The sequence below is a fragment of the Nocardioides maradonensis genome, from assembly GCF_054777115.1.
On sequence record NZ_BAAHAZ010000015.1, the window covers coordinates 91,312 to 109,616 of the forward strand.

Consider the following 18,305-nt stretch of genomic DNA (forward strand, 5'->3'; position numbering starts at 1 on the left):
GGTCACAGCCCCCTGGTCGGCGTGCTGGTGGTGCGGGCGTCGATGAGGTCCTGGAGGAACGGGTTGGTGGCACGCTCCTGGCCGATGGAGGTCTGGCCGCCGTGGCCGGGCAGCACGACGATGTCGTCGGCGAGGGTCAGCACCTTGCTGCGCAGGCTCTGCAGCATCTTGGCGTGGTCGCCGCCGGCCAGATCGGTGCGCCCGATCGAGCCCTGGAAGAGCAGGTCGCCGGAGAACATCACCTCGGAGACGTCCCCACCGTACGGGCTGCGGAAGGTCACCGATCCCTCGGTGTGGCCCGGGGTGTGATCGACGGTGAAGGTCAGGCCGGCCAGCTCGAGCGCCGCGCCGTCGGACAGCTCGCGAACGTCGTCGGGCTCGGTGAACTCGTAGCTGCCACCCAGCAGCATCCCGGCGGACTCCCGCGACAGCCCGGCGGCGGGATCGGTCAGCAGGTGTCGGTCCGCGGGGTGGATCCACGCGGTGGCGTCGTACGTCCCGGCGACGGGGGTGACGCTCCACATGTGGTCCACGTGGCCGTGGGTCAGCAGCACGGCGACCGGCTTCAGCCGGTGCTCGCGGACGATCTCGGCGATCCCGGGCGCGGCGTCCTTGCCCGGGTCGATCACGACGCACTCGGCGCCGGCTGAGGTGGCCGCGACGTAACAGTTCGTGCCCCACGGTCCTGCGGGGAAGCCGGCGATCAGCACCGACCCAGCCTATCGGCCGGCACTGCTCGCATTAGCATTGCGTCTCGTGACTACCTCCGACTGGGGACGCGTCGACTCCGACGGCACCGTCTACGTGAAGACGAACGACGGCGAACGCGCCGTCGGACAGGTGCCCGACGTCTCGGCTGACGAAGCCCTGGCCTTCTTCACCCGCCGGTACGACGCGCTCGCCCTCGAGGTGGACCTGTTGCACAAGCGGGTCTCCGCCGGGCTCCTCTCCCCCGAGGAGGCCACCGCGTCGGTGAAGACCGTGCGCACCCAGCTGGTCGACGCCAACGCGGTCGGCGACCTGGCCGCGCTCACGGCTCGGCTCGACGAGCTCGGACCGGTCATCGCCACCCAACGGGACGCGCGGCGCGCCGAGAAGGCGGCCCGGTCGACCGAGTCGCGTGAGGCCAAGGAGCGCCTCGCGGCCGAGGCCGAGAAGATCGCCGCCGGTCGCGACTGGCGCGGGGGCGCCAACCGGCTCCGCGAGCTGCTGGACGAGTGGAAGGCGCTGCCGCGCCTCGAGCGGTCCGCGGACGACGCGCTGTGGAAGCGCTTCTCGACCGCCCGCTCGGCGTACACGAAGGCGCGGAAGGCGCACTTCGCGGAGCAGGACAGCAAGCGCGCAGGCGCGCAGGTGATCAAGGAGCGCCTCGTCGCCGAGGCCGAGAAGATCGCCGACTCGACCGAGTGGGGCCCGACCGCCGGTCGCTACCGCGAGCTGATGCGGCAGTGGAAGGCGGCAGGCCCGGCCCCGAAGAACATCGACGACGAGCTGTGGGCCCGCTTCCGCGGTGCGCAGGACCGCTTCTTCGGTGCCCGCGACGCCGAGAACGCCGCCCTGGACCAGGAGTTCGCCGCGAACGCCGAGGTCAAGGAGAAGCTCCTGGTCGAGGCCGAGGCGCTGCTGCCGGTCACCGACCTGACCGCCGCGAAGGCCGCCTTCCGCGAGATCGCCGAGCGCTGGGATGCGGCGGGCAAGGTCCCGCGCGACCGGCTCAAGGACCTCGAGGGCCGGATGCGCACCGTCGAGCAGGCGATCCGCAAGGTCGAGGACGAGCAGTGGCGGCGTACCGACCCGGAGAAGTCGGCCCGTGCCGACGACATGGTCAGCAAGCTCGAGGCCGCCATCGCCGACGCCGAGGCCAAGCTGGACAAGGCGCGCGCCGCGGGCGACGCCAAGAAGGTCCGCGAGCTGGAGGAGAACCTCGAGGGTCGCCGGTCCTTCCTGGAGATGGCCAGGCGGGCGTCGGAGGACTTCTCGGGCTGATCGTCCGCGCGGTGCAGGAATCACCGGTCGACCGGTGATTCCTGCGCTTGTCGGGCGTTGCAACGGCCGACAAGCGCCAGAAACCCTCCGCCTTCAGACTGTGCCTTCAAGAGGTCCGGCGGCGGGAACCACCCGATTCGATCAGCGCCCTGATCCGCCACGCCAGGCGCTCGGGTTCCGCCAGGTCCTTCCAGGTCACCCGGACGCACCTCCAGCCGGTGAGCTCAGCGATCCGCTCCTCCCGTTGCTTCTCGCGTACGACGACGTCAGTCGTCGATTCGCCATCCCGTTTGAGCTTCACGTACTTGATGCGGCCGTCGAACTCGAACCAGATGCCAAAGTCCGGGAGTGCGAAGTCCAGTCGCGCGATCACAACTCCGTCGACAACCACCTCGAACTGAGGTTCCGGAAGCGGCAGTCGCTGGTTCCAGAAGAAGTAGAAGAGCCGACTTTCACCCACGGACTCGATCCGCGGGTTCAGGAGTCGCATGACCACGCGGGTGCGGAGGGAGTTCGGCCAGTGGTCCATCGGATCGTCGAACCGGGCGGCCAAGCCACCCAGACTGAATGCATTCGCGTGCAGGAAGTGGTTCGCAACCACGACCGCGGCCTCGACCGACCCCACGGTGACCACCTCGAGGGTTGCGCGCGCCGGTGCCATCACCAACAGACCGTTCTCGCGGATCACGTCAGCCTCGCCGATGGCACCGCGATGCTGCCGCACACCCGCCTCCCGCCGGCCGGTCCGACCGTCTGTGCGCGTCAGATGAATCTCGCTCAGGGAGAGGCCCCACAGCGGCGCGCCGAGGAACGGTAGGGCGGAGGTGTGACTCAGCACGACGTCCGTGGATGCATTGCGGTACGCCGCATGGCAGCGGACTGCATACCGCTGCTCACTCGTCATTGCGTTCCATCGCGGCCCGTCGACGTACGCACCTCGCCGCGGCCGAGCCAGCACCCCGCGCTGGAGGTCGCGCGCGAGGCTTCGATCGCTGTGCCCCGCCGCGAGTAGCTCACGCCGGAGCAGGACGGGCGTATAGACGGAATCGTGCGGGTCCAGGTACATGACGGGAACCTGCCCCGAGGTGCTACCGCCGACGCGAGCCCGATCAGAGCCTGTGGATAACCAGTCGTCCAGTGACGCCTGGACATGTGAGCAAGACTGGCGGAGGTTTCCCTGCGCTTGGCGGCCGTTGCAACACCCGTCCTGTGCAGGAATCACCGGCCGACCGGTGATTCCGACGCCCCATGGGTCAGGCGGTGACGCGGTAGACGTCGAAGACCCCCGGCACCGACCGGACGGCGTTGAGGACGGTGTCGAGGTGCTTGGCGTCGGCCATCTCGAAGGTGAAGCGGAGCTTGGCGACGCGGTCGCGGGAGGTGGTCAGGTTGGCCGACTGCAGGCTGAGGTGGGCGTCGGACAGGACCAGGGTGATGTCGGTGAGCAGCCGGGAGCGGTCGAGGGCCTCGACCTGGATGTTGACCAGGAAGGTCGACTGGCCGGTGGGGGCCCACTCGACGTCGAGGACCTTCTCGGGCTGGCCGAGCAGGTTCGCGGCGTTCGTGCAGTCCTTGCGGTGGACCGAGACTCCCCCGCCCTTGGTGACGAACCCGAGGATGTCGTCGGGCGGCACCGGGGTGCAGCACTTCGCGAGCTTGACCCAGACATCCGGAGCTCCCTTGACGATGACGCCGACGTCGCCGCCGCTGGCGATCCGGGAGCGGTGGCGTCGTCCGGTGATCGTGACGGCCTCGGCCAGGTCCTCCTGAGCGCCCTCGTCGCCGCCGTGCAGCTCGATGACCTTGCGGACCACGGTCTGGGCGCCCAGGTTGTGCTCACCGACCGCGGCGTACAGCGCTGAGACGTCGGCGAGCTTGAACTGCTCGGCGACCTGCGAGAGCGAGTCGTGGCTGAGCAACCGCTTGAGGGGCAGGCCCTCCTTGCGCATCAGCTTGGCGATCTCGTCCTTGCCGCTCTCGATCGCCTCCTCGCGGCGCTCCTTGGTGAACCACTGGCGGATCTTGGAGCGGGCGCGCTGCGACTTCACGAACGTCAGCCAGTCGCGCGACGGCCCGGCAGTGGGCGCCTTCGAGGTGAAGACCTCCACGACGTCACCGTTCTCGAGCGTGGACTCGAGGGGGACGAGGCGCCCGTTGACCCGCGCGCCGATGGTCTTGTAGCCGACCTCGGTGTGCACAGCGAACGCGAAGTCAACCGGGGTCGCGCCGGTGGGCAGCGCGATCACGTCACCGCGCGGGGTGAAGACGTAGGTCTCGGCCTGGTTGATCTCGAAGCGCAGCGACTCCAGGAACTCCCCCGGGTCCTCGACCTCGCTCTGCCAGTCGAGCAGCTGGCGCACCCAGCCCATGTCGCTGAGGTCGCCCGACTTGTCGGTGTCGGTGCCGTTGCGGCCGTCCTCCTTGTACTTCCAGTGGGCGGCCACGCCGTACTCCGCCCGGCGGTGCTGGGCGAAGGTGCGGATCTGCATCTCCACCGGCTTGCCCTGCGGACCGATGACCGTCGTGTGCAGCGACTGGTACATGTTGAACTTCGGCATCGCGACGTAGTCCTTGAAGCGCCCCAGCACCGGGTTCCAGCGCGAGTGGAGGACACCGAGGACGCCGTAGCAGTCACGGTCGTGCTCGACCAGGATGCGGATGCCGACCAGGTCGTAGATGTCGGAGAAGTCGCGGCCGCCGACGATCATCTTCTGGTAGATCGAGTAGTAGTGCTTCGGGCGGCCGGTCACGGTCGCCTTGATCTTGGCCTCGCGCAGGTCCGCCTCGACCTGGTTGATGACCTCGGCGAGGAACTGGTCGCGCGACGGGGCGCGCTCGGCGACCATCCGGACGATCTCGTCGTAGATCTTGGGGTGCAGCGTGGCGAACGCGAGGTCCTCCAGCTCCCACTTGATCGTGTTCATGCCGAGCCGGTGCGCGAGCGGAGCGTAGATGTCGAGCGTCTCGCGGGCGGTACGCTCCTGGCTCTTCTGCGGCACGTAGCGCAGCGTGCGCATGTTGTGCAGTCGATCGGCGAGCTTGATGACGAGGACCCGGATGTCGCGCGACATCGCGACGATCATCTTGCGGATCGTCTCGGCCTGAGCGCTGTCGCCGTAGACGACCTTGTCGAGCTTTGTCACGCCGTCGACGAGCTGGGCGACCTCGTCACCGAAGTCGCGGCGACACTGCTCGAGCGTGTACTCGGTGTCCTCGACGGTGTCGTGCAGGAGCGCGGCGACCAGGGTCGCCTCGGTCATGCCGATGCCGGCGAGGATCGTCGTCACGGCGAGCGGGTGCGTGATGTACGGGTCGCCGCTCTTGCGCTTCTGGTCGCCGTGCAGCCGCTCGGCCGTGGTGTAGGCGCGCTCGAGGAGCGCGAGGTCGGCCTTCGGGTGGTTGGCACGTACGGCGCGGAACAGCGACTCGAGCACCGGGTTGGCGCTGCTCCGCGTGCCCATCCGGGCCAGGCGGGCGCGCACCGCCGACGGACGCGGGGCGGTGCGTTCCTCAGCCATTGGCCCAGTCTAGTGAGCCCCGTCGCACAGACGCACGGGGATCACACCGTCAGCAGCGACGTGACGTCGCGTCCGGTCGTCGCCTCTCGGCCGGGCAGGAACGACAGCTCCATCAGGAACGCCATCCCGTGCACGGTCGCGCCGGCCCGCTCGACCAGCTCGCAGGTGGCGCGGGCCGTGCCACCGGTGGCGAGGACGTCGTCGACGACGAGCACCCGGTCGCCCGGCCGCAGCGCATCGCACTGGATCTCGAGGGTCGCCTCGCCGTACTCCAGCGCGTAGGAGACCGCGTGGGTCTCCCCCGGCAGCTTGCCGGGCTTGCGGGCCGGGACGAAGCCCACCCCGAGCGCGAGGGCGACCGGCGCGCCCAGGATGAACCCGCGCGACTCCATGCCGATCACCTTGTCGACGACCACCTCGCCGCCGGCGTCGCGGCCGGCGTCCGCGAGCGCCTGGACGACCGTGCGGAAGCCCTCGTGGTCGGCCAGCAGCGGCATGATGTCCTTGAACACCACCCCGGGCTGCGGGAAGTCGGGGACGTCCCGCACCAGCCGTTGCAGTACGTCGATCGACGACTCGGGCATCGGCGCTACTTGCCGCGCTTCGACCGGGGCTTGCGCTCCGGCTGGCTGCGACCCGACGAGCCGCTCTCGCCGACGGGGCGGTGCTGCGTCGGCAGCGTGCGGCCCTTGCCCATCGCCGAGGTCTTCGGCTCGGGACGCGAGGCCACCGGGGCCGCCTGCCCGTCAGCGGCCGAGCGGGCCGCGGAGGCACCCGAGGCTCCCGGGGCGTCGGGGTCGACGAGCGGCATGTCCTCGGCGAACGCCGGCACGGACGCGTAGCGGTCGACCTGGGCCTTGCGGGCCCGGGCGGCCTTCTTCGCGCGCTCCTGCTCCTCCGAGGTGCGCGACTTGAGGTGCACGATCACCCGCGGGGCGAGCATCACCGAGGAGTAGACGCCGGCGCCCATGCCGACGAACTGCGCGAGCGCGAGGTCCTTCAGCGTGCTGGCGCCCAGCATCACGGCGCTCACCCAGAGGATGGCGCCGATCGGGATGAGCGCGACGATCGAGGTGTTGATCGAGCGGACCAGGGTCTGGTTGACCGCGAGGTTCGCGGCATCGCCGTACGTCTGCGTCTTGGTGCGGAGCTTGGTGGTGTTCTCCTTGATCTTGTCGAAGACGACCACCGTGTCGTAGAGCGAGAAGCCGAGGATCGCGAGCAGGCCGGTGACGGCTGCGGGGGTGACCTCGAACCCGGAGAGGGCGTACACACCGATGGTGAGCGCGCAGTCGTGGACGAGGGCGACCATGGCGCCGACCGACATCTTCCACTCGCGGAAGTAGAACCAGATGAACAGCACGACCAGGATCAGGAAGATCGCGACACCGAGTGCGGCGCGGTTGGCGACCTCCTTGCCCCAGCTCGGACCGATCGAGTTGATCGACAGGTCGTCGACGCTGCTGCCGGCCTGGGGGAAGTCCTTGAAGATGACCGCGCCGACCTGTTGCTGCTGAGCCGGGCTGAGGCTCTCCACCTGGACGCTGAGCGCCTTGTCGCCAGCGGTGGTGACCACCGGCTGGCCCGCGTTCTGGATGTGCGCGTTCCCGATGTCGGTCTGGAGCTTGTCGGCGTTCGCCTGCGTGGCGTTGCCGGCTCCGACGTTGACCGAGATGGTCGTGCCGCCCTTGAACTCCACGCCGTAGTGCAGCGGCTTGAAGACGAAAGCGGAGAGCAGCGCGACGGTGACGAGCGTCAGGGAGACGGAGTACCAGAGCCAGGGCTTGCCGACGAAGTCGATGGACTTGCGACCCTGGTACAGGTCGTTGCCCAGTCGGGACATCTTGCCCATCAGGCCTCCCCTCCCGCCGTACGCGGAGTGTCCATGCCGAGCGTCTCACGGCTCAGACCCGACCACTTGCGGCCGGAGTTGAACGCCTTGAACTGCGCCAGGTACGAGACCATCGGCTTGGTGAACCAGAACAGCACGGCGAGGTCGACGAGCGTCGACAGGCCCAGCGCGAAGCCGAAGCCCTTCACCACGCCGCTCGCGAACACGTACAGGACCACGGCAGACAGGACCGAGACGGTGTTGGCAGCGAGTCGGGTGATGCGAGCGCGGTGCCAGCCGGACTCGACCGCGACCCGCATCGACTTGCCCTCACGCATCTCGTCACGGATGCGCTCGAAGAAGATGACGAACGAGTCCGCCGTGATGCCGACCGCGATGATCAGACCCGCAATGCCCGGGAGGGTGAGCGTGAAGCCGGCACCCTTCGCGAGCAGCAGCACCATGGCGTAGGTGATCGAGGCGGCGACGAACAACGACGCCACGACGACCAGGCCCAGGCCGCGGTAGTAGAGCAGGCAGTAGAGCATCACCAGCGCGAGGCCGATGGCGCCCGCGAGCAGACCGGCGTGGAGCTGGTTGCCCGCCAGCGAGGGACCGATGGTCTCCGTGCTCGGCTGCTCGAAGGCGATCGGGAGCGAGCCATACTTCAGGCTGGTGGCCAGCGACTGGGCCGACTCCTCGGTGAAGTTGCCCTGGATCGTGGACCGGCCGTCGGTGATGACGGCGTTCATGGTCGGCGCCGAGATCACCTGGCCGTCGAGGACGACCGCGAACTGGTGGCCGGTGTTGGCGTACTTCTTGGTGATCGTGGCGAAGTCGTCCTCGGCGCCGGCGCTGCCGGGCGGGTACGCCTTCGAGCGATCGTTGCCCATGGTGAGGGCGACCTCCCAGGCGATCTGGTTCTGCGGCACCTCGGCCCGCGCGTCGGTGAGCTCGGTGCCCTCGATGACCGAGCGGGACAGCAGGTACTTCTGCGATCCCTCGCAGGCAACCAGCGGCTGGTTCGGCTCGTCCGGCATCTTGGCCGGCGAGCCGTCCTGGTTGACCAGCTCACCCTGGGCGCTGCAGGCGAGCTTGTTGTACTCCGCGATGGCGGCCGCATCGGGGGACGCGGTCCAGTCCATGATCGCCTGGGCGGAGTTGGGGTCGGCGGACCCGGAGCCGCTGTTGCCGCCCGCCGTCGCCGACGACGTGGCCAGCGGGGTGGCCGACGCGGTCGCTGACGGCGAGGCCTTGCCGGTCGGCTTGGCCGTCGGCTTGGTCGTCGGCTTCGCGGCCACCTTGCCGAAGGCCGGCGCCGGGCGACCGTTGCCGCCCAGGACCGAGGAGCCGCCGGAGCTGTCGCACGGCGACGAGGTGGTGCTGCCGTTGGCGTCGATGACCGGGCAGGCGACCATCCGGAACCGCAGCACCGCCTGGCGCTTGGCCGTCTCCTCCAGCTGCGCCGCGTTGCTGGTCGACTTCGGGATCGACACGATGATGTGGTTGTTGCCCTGGGTCGTCACGGAGGCCTCCGTGACGCCGGAGGCGTTGACGCGGCGGTCGATGATCGAGCGTGCCTCGTCCAGGTTCGCCTTCGACGGCGTCTTGGTGGCGGTCAGCGTGATCTGGGTGCCGCCCTGCAGGTCCAGCCCGAGCGCCGGCTTCCAGGTGCCGGTCAGTGCCGCGAGTCCGTAGAGCACGGCGATGCCGAGGAAGAAGATGATGAGCGTCCGGCCGGGCCGGTGGCGTCGTGCCGCCATGGAAGGTGTCAGTCCTCTCGCTCGACAGCGACGACGTCGTCGTTGTCGGAGGTCGCGTTGTCGTCAGCCTCGGGCTCGTCGTGCTCACCGTCGGCGCGGTCGTCCGCCTCGTCCTGGTGGACCGTGGACGCGATGGCGCCGCGCAGCACGCGCAGCGTCACACCCTCGGCGACCTCGACGCCGAGGTGGTCGTCGGTCAGCTCCACGACGGTGCCGAAGATGCCGGAGGTGAGCACGACGTCATCGCCCACCTCGACGCCCTTCTGCATCGAGAGAGTGGCGGTCTGGCGGCGCTGTGCCGGCCGGATGATCAGCAGCCAGAAGACGACCGCGATCAGCAGGATCGGCAGCCAGCCGAGCAGTTGCTGCATGTTGTTGGACCTTCTCCCGGGTGGAGCGCTGAACCGACGGGCAAGCATAGCCAGCAGGGCGCGCCCGTCCCGCAATCGGACCTGTTCGGCGCGGGCTCACTCCGAGAAGAGCGTGGGATCCCCACCATCCGGCGGTACGACGGGCGGGGTCAGCCCGAGGTGCTGCCAGGCCGCCGGCGTGGCGATCCGCCCCCTCGGCGTACGTGCCAGGAAGCCGTTGCGGACCAGGAACGGCTCGGCGACCTCCTCGACGGTCTCGCGTTCCTCACCGACCGCGACGGCCAGGGTGGAGACGCCGACCGGGCCACCGCCGAACCGACGGCACAGCGCGTCGATGACCGCGCGGTCGAGGCGGTCGAGACCGAGCTGGTCGACCTCGTAGAGGTCCAGCGCGGCCTCGGCGACGGCGCGCGTCACGAGACCGTCGGCGCGGACCTGGGCGAAGTCGCGGACCCGGCGCAGCAGCCGGTTGGCGATGCGGGGCGTGCCCCGGGAGCGCGAGGCGATCTCGGCCGAGCCCTCGTCGGTCAGCTCGACGCCGAGCAGGCCCGCCGAGCGGTGGACGATCAGGTCGAGCTCGGCCGGCTCGTAGAACTCCAGGTGCGCGGTGAAGCCGAACCGGTCGCGCAGCGGGCCGGGCAGCAGGCCGGCCCGCGTGGTGGCGCCCACCAGGGTGAACGGCGGGATGTCGAGCGGGATGGCGGTCGCCCCCGGCCCCTTGCCGATCACCACGTCGACCCGGAAGTCCTCCATCGCGAGGTAGAGCATCTCCTCCGCGGGCCGTGACATGCGGTGGATCTCGTCGACGAACAGGACGTCGCCCTCGTTGAGCCCCGACAGGATCGAGGCGAGGTCGCCCGCGTGGGTGATCGCAGGCCCGCTGGTGACCCGCAGCGCGGCACCCATCTCGGCCGCGATGATCATCGACAGCGTCGTCTTGCCGAGGCCCGGCGGACCGGAGAGCAGCACGTGGTCGGGTGTGCGACCGCGCTGCTTGGCCGCCTCGAGCACCAGGCCGAGCTGGTCGCGCACGCGCGTCTGCCCGACGACCTCGTCGAGGGTCCGGGGTCGGAGCGCGGCCTCGACGGCACGCTCGTCCCCGTCGGCCTCAGCGGCCGTCAGCGACCGGAGGTGGGTCTCCTCCGCCTCGGTGAGCTCGTCCTCGTGGAAGCCCATCAGCGTGCCAGGGCTCGCAGGGCGGAGCGCAACAGCGCACTCACGTTCGGTACGCCGGAGGCGGCCTCGTCACTCACGGCCTCGACCGCCTTCTCGGCCTCCTTGGTGTTGTAGCCGAGCCCGATCAGGCCCTGCAGCACCTGGTCGCGCCACGGCTCCCCCGCCGGCACGGCGACGGGCGAGCCGCCGCCCACCGGCGTCCCGATCCGGTCCTTGAGCTCCAGGATGATCCGCTGCGCACCCTTCTGCCCGATGCCGGGCACCTTGGTGAGCGTCTTGACGTCCTCGGTCGCGATAGCGGTGCGGACACCGTCGGGCGAGAGGACCGCGACGATCGCCTGCGCCAGCTTCGGCCCCACGCCCGAGGCGGTCTGGGCCAGCTCGAAGATGGCCTTCTCGTCCTCGTCGGCGAAGCCGAAGAGCGTCATCGAGTCCTCGCGCACGATCATGCTGGTCGGCAGCGTGGCCTCCTGGCCGGTGCGCAGCCCGGCCAGCGTCGCCGGGGTGCACATCAGCTCCAGGCCGATGCCACCCACCTCAACCACCGCGCTGGACAGGGTCAGGTCGGCGACCTTCCCGCGGACGAAGGCGATCATCGGTTGCTCCTCGCTGCGGCCATCGCCGCGTCGATCCGGGCCTGGGCGCCGCCGCGCCAGATGTGGGTGATGGCCAGCGCGAGCGCGTCGGCCGCGTCGGCCGGCTTCGGCATCGCGTCCAGACGCAGGATGCGGGTGACCATGGCGCCGACCTGGGCCTTGTCGGCGCGGCCGCTGCCGGAGACGGCGGCCTTGACCTCGCTCGGGGTGTGCAGCGCGACGGGCAGTCCGCGCCGGGCCGCGCACACCATGGCGATGCCGGCTGCCTGGGCGGTGCCCATGATCGTCGAGACGTCGGACCGCGCGAAGATCCGCTCGATCGCCACCGCGTCGGGCCGGTGCTCGTCGAGCCGGGCCTCGATGCCCTTCTCGATGTAGACGAGCCGCTCGGGGACCGACCAGTCGGCCGGCGTACGCACCACGCCGACGTCGACGAGGGTCAACGGACGGCCGACCGTGCCGTCGACCACGCCCAGACCACAGCGGGTCAGGCCGGGGTCGATGCCGAGCACGCGCACGTCGCACCTCCATCACTTCGAACGTCTGTTCGCAACACTAGACGGCGGTGCGGCGCGCGCGCACGCCGACACGCAGGGAGGTGTCAGCAGCTGGTGCGGTGCTCGACGCGGACGCAGGTGTCAGCCCCCGGGCCGCCGTCGGCGGTGTCGTTGCCCGCGCCGCCGTCGATCCGATCCGGGCCGGAGCCGCCCTCGACGCGGTCGTCACCGGCACCCATGTGCGCGGTCACCCGGGGGAACACGCGCAGGAACTCGCTCTTCGACGAACCGCGGAACGCGATCGGCCGACCGATCAACGAGAAGCGCTCGAAGCCGTCGAGGTCCATCGTCTGGCGGACGTCGCCGATCGAGGCGGCGAGGGTGCCGGCGACGTTGTCGACCGCCCACCCCGTGCCACGGTCGAGGTACGCAATGACCTCGTCGCGGCCAGTACCTCCCCTGACCGACGAGCCGGTGACCGTGGCGGTGTGGGCGCCGAACTCGAGCGTGACCGTGTCGTTGCCCGTCCCGGCGCGCACGGTCACCGGGGCAGCCGGGTAGATCTCGTCGATGCCGGCCAGGGCCGAGACCCGGTCGTCGCCCGCGCCGGCGTCGAGGAGGTCGCTGCCGCGGTAGCTGGTCAGGTCGTCGTTGCCGGGCCCGCCGTACACCCGATCCGCGTCGGCCGCCGCCTGCGGCATGTCGTCGGCGACCAGCTCGTCGCGGCCGGCTCCTCCCCTGATCAGGTCGTCGCCCGCGTGGCCGAGCAGCACGTCCCGACCGGCCGAGCCGAGGAGCGTGTCGGCGTACGCCGAACCCTCCACCGCCATGCCCGGCCCCCAGACGATGGTGTCCGAGCCGTCGCCGCTCGCCGTGCCCGGGGTGGACAGCGTCGCCTTCGTGAGATCGACGCGTACGCCGGCGGGAGAGCCGGCGTACGACACCACGTCATACCCGGCGAAGTCGGTCTTGCGGGTGTCGAGGCCCGGATCGAGGACGTCGTCCCCAGCACCGCCGACGAGGCGGTCGCCGGTGCGGAAGGAGCTCCTCTCGCCGTCGAAGCTGATCTGGTCCAGTCCACCGCGCAGGGTGTCGTCGCCGTCCTCGCCGAGGAGCCGATCCGCACCGGCGCCGCCGAACAGCCGGTCCGCACCGGCTCCCCCGCAGATCAGGTCGTTCCCGCCCATCCCCGAGATCACGTCGTCTCCCGCACCGCCCACGATGACGTCGCGACCGGGCGTCCCGGTCAGCCTGTCGGGGCCGTCGGTCCCGACGATCGTGGCGGTGCGGCCCGCGCACGTCGGCGCGGCCGCCGCGGCGTGCGACGGGCTGGCGCCCACGAGGCCGAACCCTGCGAGCACTGCGGTGCTGAGCAGCGAGATCAGTGCGCCGGATCGGCGGTGTGCAACGGTCATGGTCCCGCCATTCCCGCATGGCACATCCCGGGAAACCCCGAGGCCCGGCTCAGGCGTCGATCGCCTCGAGGACCTCGTCCGGGATGTCGGCGTTGGTGAAGACGTTCTGCACGTCGTCCAGGTCGTCGACCGCGTCGACCAGGCGGAACACCTTGGCGGCTGCATCCGCCTCGGCGACCGGTATGTCGAGGCTGGCCACGAACTGCACCTCAGCGGAGTCGTAGTCGATGCCGGCGTCCTGCAGGGCCGTGCGGACCGCGACGACGTCACCCGGCTCGGACTGCACCTCGAAGCTGTCGCCGAGGTCCTTGACCTCCTCGGCACCCGCGTCGAGGGTGGCCTCGAGGACGGCGTCCTCGTCGACCTCCTTGCCCTCCTGCGACTTCGCGACCACGACGACGCCCTTGCGGTCGAACAGTCGCGACACCGAGCCCGGGTCGGCCATCGTGCCGCCGTTGCGGGTGACCGCGGTGCGGACCTCCATCGCGGCGCGGTTGCGGTTGTCGGTGAGGCACTCGACGAGGAGCGCGACACCCTGCGGCCCGTAGACCTCGTACATGATCGTCTCGTAGTCGACGCCGCCACCCTCGAGGCCACCGCCACGCTTGACCGCGGAGTCGATGTTCTTGTTGGGGACCGACTGCTTCTTGGCCTTCTGGATGGCGTCGAAGAGGGTCGGGTTGCCGGAGGGGTCGGGGCCACCCATCTTCGCGGCGATCTCGATGTTCTTGATCAGCTTCGCGAAGAGCTTGCCGCGCTTGGCGTCGATCGCGGCCTTCTTGTGCTTCGTGGTTGCCCACTTGGAGTGGCCAGACATTTCCGTTCCCTACTTCCCTACCCGTACGACGAACCCCGCGATCCTATCCACGCCGTCAGGCGGGGAGCAGATCGAGGAAGAGTCGGTGGATCCGCCCGTCGCCGTCGACCTCGGGGTGGAACGAGGTGGCGAGCAGGTGGCCCTGGCGTACGGCGACCGGGTGGTCCATCGCGGTGGCGAGCACCTCGACGTCCGGCCCGGTCTGCTCCACCCAGGGTGCACGGATGAAGACCGCGTGGACCGGGTCGGCGAGCCCGGTGACGGTCAGGGAGTCCTCGAAGGAGGCCACCTGGCGGCCGAAGGCGTTGCGTCGCACGGTCACGTCGAGGCCGCCGATGGTCTCCTGGTCCGGGGTGCCGCCGACGATGCGGTCGGCGAGCATGATCATGCCCGCGCAGGTGCCGAACGTCGGGAGGCCGTCGCGGACGCGCTCGCGCAGCGGGTCGAGCAGGTCGAAGGCCTTGGCGAGCTTCCACATGGTCGTCGACTCACCGCCCGGGAGCACGAGACCGTCACAGCGCTCGAGCTCCTCGGGGCGTCGTACGGTGAAGGCGTCGGCACCGAGTGCGGTCAGGGCCGCGAGGTGCTCGCGGACGTCACCTTGCAGGGCGAAGACTCCGATCGAGGGCACGATCGGCCATTCTATGAGTGGGCCGGTGGTGAGGATCGGGCCGGTCCGGCCGCCCGATGGCGAGCGTCCACAGCGCGGGCAGGAAGCAGACCACCACGATCACCAGCCACCACCAGGGGGGCAGGCGCGGGTGCACCGCGACGCCGTACCGGCCCGTCGGGTCCTTCCGCGTGATCGTCACCGAGCCGACCTGCCCGTCGCGCAGGTCGACGTGGGCTCCGCGGTAGGCCACCACGCGGATCGGCGCCAGCCCCGTCGAGACGTACGTCGCCCGCGCCCCGCCGTCCACCGGACCGAAGCCCAGCTGATCGGCGCGGATCAGGGGCCGGTAGACGACGATCGCCACGCTGAGGAGCAGCGCACCGCCGACGATCGCGACGGGCAGCCGCCACGTGCGGTCGCGCACCCACCACACCAGCGCCCAGAGCAGCAGCCCACCGCCCAGCAGCACCGGTGCCGCGACGACCAGCCAGCCCACGCCCTTCCAGGCCATCACGACCCTCCCCACCAGGTCGCCGCGCGTCAGGTGCCACGGGTCGCGTGCGGTGATGTCCCCCTGGGTCTCGACGGTGCCGTCGGCGTCGATCGCGGCCACGCGGTGGCTGTAGGTGAGGTCGGGGTGACCGGGCGGGTGGAAGGTGATGAAGTCGCCGACCGCCAGCCGGTCGAAGGAGATCGGTTCGACCCAGAGCAGCGTGTTGACCGGCGCGGTCGTCCCCATGGAGGCGGTCTCGACGCGCTCCCAGCGCCCGCCGGTCGCTCGCCACGCACCCGCACTGGCGACCGTCGCCAGGAGCACGGCGAGCAGCAGCCAGTGCGCGACAGCCACGAGCCGGCGGCTCATCCGAGGAACACGTCCTTCGGGTCGCCCGACCACTGCATCGCCATCGCCCAGCCGGTCGCCGGGCTCGTGCCGTAGGTGAAGGTCATCGGGACGTAGAGGTGCAGCCCGGCGATGTCGTTGCTGTAGCCGGCCGCCTTCGTGGTGCTGACCGTGAGGCTCTGGGTCGCACCGGCCGCGGGCGCGGCGATCGACCTGCTGCCGCCGCTGACGAAGGCGTTGAGGCTCGTCGAGGCGATGCTGGCCGCCGGGTTCGCGAAGGCGAGGGCGACGTTGACCTGGCCGCACGGGTCGGTCATCGGGCCGGGCAGCGTGCCGGCGTACGTCGTGGTTCCGTCGTCGCCGAGCATCCAGATCGAGGCCGTCCCGCTCTGTCCCGCGAGCGTCGTGCGGTACGCCGTCGCGGACGCGCTGCCGTAGAGCGTGCTCACCTGGCCGGCGGTCAGCACCGACGACTGGTTGACGAAGCCGCCCGCCAGTGAGCCGTGGAAGTACGCCGACGTCGGCGCGGTCAGGCTCGTGAAGTCGGCCCAGCCCAGGTGCCAGATGCCGGTGGTGCTGGTCAGCAGGGTCAGGCCCGACGCGGTCTTCACCAGGGCGCCGTCGACGTACAGGTTCAGGGTCTTGGTCAGCGTGACGACCCCGGTCGTGTCCACGGTCAGCACCAGGAAGTGCCACCCCGAGGCGTACGTCGCCGGGCTGGTGCCGGTGACGTTGAGCCCGAGCGTGCCGTTGGCCGAGAAGCTCACGTGGCCGGCCGTGTCCAGCCAGACCATCGGGTTGCCGGTGGCCGAGGTCGCGTTGGAGGCGCTGGAGTCGAGGCTGACCAGCCCGCCGCCCTGCGCGTCGGAGGCCTTGAACCAGACACCGACGCTGTAGCTGTTCGACAACAGCCCGAGCAGGCCGCTGCCGGACGTGCCGACGAGGTCGGTGGCGTAGCCCGAGCCGCTGAACGTCGCGGCGCCCGCGCTCCCCCACGGGTCCGTCTGCTGGAAGGCCACGGTGTTGCGCGGCAGCATCGGGTCCGTCGTCTGCTGGTTGTTGAGGAAACGCACCGGTGCGCACGACGACGCCGTGAGGCTCTGGGCGATGGCGGCGCTGTTGTTCGTGATCGAGTCGGAGGAGCTCGCCGGCGGGCTCGAGGACGGGGCGAGTGCCGGCGGGCAGGTCACGCTCGCCGTGCGAGGGCCGCCGACGCAGGGTCCGCCCGGATAGGAGTGGGTGACCGCGAGGGTCCTGATCGCGGCGCTGTCGGTGGTGTTGGTCAGGGCACCGGCGGCCCATCCCGAGAAGGTCGTGGTGGTGCCCCAGGTCAGCCCGGCGAGTGCGAGGGCGGCCGTCGCGGCGATCCAGCGGCCCGGCCCGCGGTGCCGCCGCCGGTGCCGCCCGCGGCTCATTTGTTCAGGGTCCAGCTCAGGGGTTGGCTCAGCGTGAGGCCCTGGTCGAGCACCGAGGCGTTCGCGGGCAGCGTCACGGTGATCCGACAGGTCGCGGATGTGCCCGAGGCCAGGCCCGCGGCGTGGGTCAGGGTGCCCATGCTGGTGACCGCCCCGGCGGCGTACACGAGGTCGGTCCAGGCCGAGCCGCCGGCGTACGTCGCCCCGTTCGAGCAGCTGACCGCCACCGTGAGGTCGGTGGTGCACAGGTTGTTCGGGGTCGGCGTACCGCTCGAGGGAGTGGAGGAGCAGGTCCCGGGCGTCAGCACGAAGCTCGTCGCGTTCGCGGCGCCGAGGTTGGTGAAGACGACGTCGGTCACCTGGCTCGAGCCGGGGCTCAGCGGGGAGGTCGTGCCGCCGTACTTGTTGATCGTGGTGCAGGTGGCGGCGTTGCTGGCCGCGTCGCTCGAGCGGCAGGTCTGCGAGACGTGGCCGGCCGTGCCGTCGGGCCCGACCTCCTGCAGGATCACGGCCGTCGTGGTCGCCACCGTGTTGGTGCTGTTGTTGAGGACCGCGCTGGCCCAGTCCGACAGCGTTCCGTTGACGCTCAGGGTGAGCAGGGCGGCGGCCAGCGCGCACGCGCCGAGCAGGAGGCTGCGCGGGCCGGGAAGGCGACGACGTCGTGCTGCGTGCTGTGCCACGACCGACTCCTCAGCTCAGCGTCCAGACCAACGGCTGGGTCGCCACCTGCCCGCCGATCTGCGCGGACGCGGTCGCGGGCATCGCGACGTCGAAGGTGCAGGCGGTCGAGTCGCCGGCGTTCAGCGTGGCGACGGTCTGGTTCGCGAAGGACGAGAGCGCGACCGGGGTCGCCGTCGTGTCCAGGCCGCTCGGTGCGGTGCACGCGATCGTGACGGTCGCGACGTCGCAGATGTCGACGGTCGCGGTGGGGCTGCCCACCGACTTCGCACAGGTGCCGGGACCGAGCGTCAGCGACCCCGTCATGGTGCCGGTGTTCGTGAGCGTCACGGTCACGCTCTGGTGGTCGCCCGGCGCGAGCGGGGACGCGGTGCCGCCGTACTTGTCAATGGTCGAGCACGTGTAGCTGTTGCCGACTCCCCCACCGTCGGTCGAGCTGCAGACCGCGCTGTTGGGACCGGACTCCTGCAGGACCAGCGAATTCGCCGCCTGCACCGTGTTGGTGTCGTTGGTGATGATCGCCCGGGTCCAGCTGGACAACGTGCCGTTGACACCGAGGATCAGCAGCACCGCTGCCAGCGCGCCACTGATCCAGATCAGTGGCGCGACGCGGCGTCGGCGGTGGGACTTCATGCCCACCTATCGGCGGGCAGAAGGACCGGTTGAGGAGTTGCTAGCTCACCAGCCGCGCTCGGCGAGGCGGTGCGGCTGCGGGATCTCGTCCACGTTGATCCCCACCATCGCCTCACCCAGACCCCGCGACACCTTCGCGATCACATCCGGGTCAT

General features: G+C 70.5%; 18 protein-coding genes and 1 pseudogene. 1 reads left to right on the forward strand and 18 read right to left on the reverse strand.

What is annotated here, in order from left to right; all coding sequences use genetic code 11:
* Positions 1-2: 2 nt before the first annotated feature.
* On the reverse strand, positions 3-710 hold the full coding sequence (locus ACYVAQ_RS17570; protein WP_460791725.1) for an MBL fold metallo-hydrolase: 708 nt from the start codon (positions 708-710) through the stop codon (positions 3-5).
* Between the two features lie 46 nt (positions 711-756).
* On the opposite strand from ACYVAQ_RS17570, the gene ACYVAQ_RS17575 reads away from it, so the two are divergent.
* Positions 757-1,986, forward strand: a complete 1,230-nt coding sequence (locus tag ACYVAQ_RS17575) for a DUF349 domain-containing protein (RefSeq protein WP_460791726.1) — start codon at positions 757-759, stop codon at positions 1,984-1,986.
* A 106-nt stretch (positions 1,987-2,092) separates the two neighbouring features.
* On the opposite strand, the gene ACYVAQ_RS17580 is transcribed toward ACYVAQ_RS17575, so the two are convergent.
* The 17 genes and pseudogenes from ACYVAQ_RS17580 to ACYVAQ_RS17660 all read right to left on the reverse strand — a co-directional run.
* Positions 2,093-3,052, reverse strand: a complete 960-nt coding sequence (locus ACYVAQ_RS17580; protein WP_460791727.1) for a hypothetical protein — start codon at positions 3,050-3,052, stop codon at positions 2,093-2,095.
* Between the two features lie 187 nt (positions 3,053-3,239).
* Positions 3,240-5,504 (reverse strand): RelA/SpoT family protein, encoded by a 2,265-nt coding sequence (locus ACYVAQ_RS17585; RefSeq protein ID WP_460791729.1) that lies wholly within the window; start codon positions 5,502-5,504, stop codon positions 3,240-3,242.
* 41 nt (positions 5,505-5,545) lie between these two features.
* On the reverse strand, positions 5,546-6,088 hold the full coding sequence (locus tag ACYVAQ_RS17590) for an adenine phosphoribosyltransferase (RefSeq protein ID WP_460791730.1): 543 nt from the start codon (positions 6,086-6,088) through the stop codon (positions 5,546-5,548).
* Positions 6,089-6,093: 5 nt separating this feature from the next.
* Entirely contained in the window at positions 6,094-7,356 is a 1,263-nt protein-coding gene (secF, locus tag ACYVAQ_RS17595) for a protein translocase subunit SecF (RefSeq protein WP_460791731.1), read from the reverse strand.
* Positions 7,356-9,098, reverse strand: coding sequence for a protein translocase subunit SecD (gene secD / locus ACYVAQ_RS17600; protein ID WP_460791732.1), 1,743 nt, complete (start codon positions 9,096-9,098; stop codon positions 7,356-7,358). The genes secF and secD overlap by 1 nt, the downstream gene beginning before the upstream one ends.
* 8 nt (positions 9,099-9,106) lie before the next feature.
* On the reverse strand, positions 9,107-9,469 hold the full coding sequence (gene yajC, locus ACYVAQ_RS17605; RefSeq protein WP_460791733.1) for a preprotein translocase subunit YajC: 363 nt from the start codon (positions 9,467-9,469) through the stop codon (positions 9,107-9,109).
* Between the two features lie 96 nt (positions 9,470-9,565).
* Positions 9,566-10,645, reverse strand: coding sequence for a Holliday junction branch migration DNA helicase RuvB (gene ruvB, locus ACYVAQ_RS17610; protein WP_460791734.1), 1,080 nt, complete (start codon positions 10,643-10,645; stop codon positions 9,566-9,568).
* Entirely contained in the window at positions 10,645-11,241 is a 597-nt protein-coding gene (gene ruvA, locus ACYVAQ_RS17615; protein WP_460791736.1) for a Holliday junction branch migration protein RuvA, read from the reverse strand. Before ruvA ends, ruvB begins: the two co-directional genes overlap by 1 nt.
* The gene (gene ruvC, locus ACYVAQ_RS17620) at positions 11,238-11,759 is read right to left on the reverse strand and encodes a crossover junction endodeoxyribonuclease RuvC (protein ID WP_460791737.1); all 522 of its coding nucleotides are present in this window, start codon (positions 11,757-11,759) and stop codon (positions 11,238-11,240) included. The genes ruvA and ruvC overlap by 4 nt, the downstream gene beginning before the upstream one ends.
* An 83-nt stretch (positions 11,760-11,842) precedes the next feature.
* Positions 11,843-13,153: a hypothetical protein gene (locus ACYVAQ_RS17625; protein ID WP_460791738.1), complete on the reverse strand. Its 1,311-nt coding sequence runs from the start codon at positions 13,151-13,153 to the stop codon at positions 11,843-11,845.
* Positions 13,154-13,202: 49 nt separating this feature from the next.
* Positions 13,203-13,970 (reverse strand): YebC/PmpR family DNA-binding transcriptional regulator, encoded by a 768-nt coding sequence (locus tag ACYVAQ_RS17630; RefSeq protein WP_460791739.1) that lies wholly within the window; start codon positions 13,968-13,970, stop codon positions 13,203-13,205.
* A 55-nt stretch (positions 13,971-14,025) separates the two neighbouring features.
* On the reverse strand, positions 14,026-14,601 hold the full coding sequence (gene pdxT, locus ACYVAQ_RS17635; RefSeq protein WP_460791740.1) for a pyridoxal 5'-phosphate synthase glutaminase subunit PdxT: 576 nt from the start codon (positions 14,599-14,601) through the stop codon (positions 14,026-14,028).
* Entirely contained in the window at positions 14,567-15,445 is an 879-nt protein-coding gene (locus ACYVAQ_RS17640) for a S26 family signal peptidase (protein WP_460791741.1), read from the reverse strand. The genes pdxT and ACYVAQ_RS17640 overlap by 35 nt, the downstream gene beginning before the upstream one ends.
* Positions 15,442-16,839: a hypothetical protein gene (locus tag ACYVAQ_RS17645; RefSeq protein WP_460791742.1), complete on the reverse strand. Its 1,398-nt coding sequence runs from the start codon at positions 16,837-16,839 to the stop codon at positions 15,442-15,444. The genes ACYVAQ_RS17640 and ACYVAQ_RS17645 overlap by 4 nt, the downstream gene beginning before the upstream one ends.
* Positions 16,836-17,519, reverse strand: coding sequence for a hypothetical protein (locus ACYVAQ_RS17650; protein WP_460791744.1), 684 nt, complete (start codon positions 17,517-17,519; stop codon positions 16,836-16,838). The genes ACYVAQ_RS17645 and ACYVAQ_RS17650 overlap by 4 nt, the downstream gene beginning before the upstream one ends.
* A gap of 10 nt (positions 17,520-17,529) precedes the next feature.
* The gene (locus tag ACYVAQ_RS17655; protein WP_460791745.1) at positions 17,530-18,150 is read right to left on the reverse strand and encodes a hypothetical protein; all 621 of its coding nucleotides are present in this window, start codon (positions 18,148-18,150) and stop codon (positions 17,530-17,532) included.
* Positions 18,151-18,195: 45 nt separating this feature from the next.
* Positions 18,196-18,305 (reverse strand): annotated as a pseudogene (locus tag ACYVAQ_RS17660) (pyridoxal 5'-phosphate synthase lyase subunit PdxS); the annotation flags it as partial.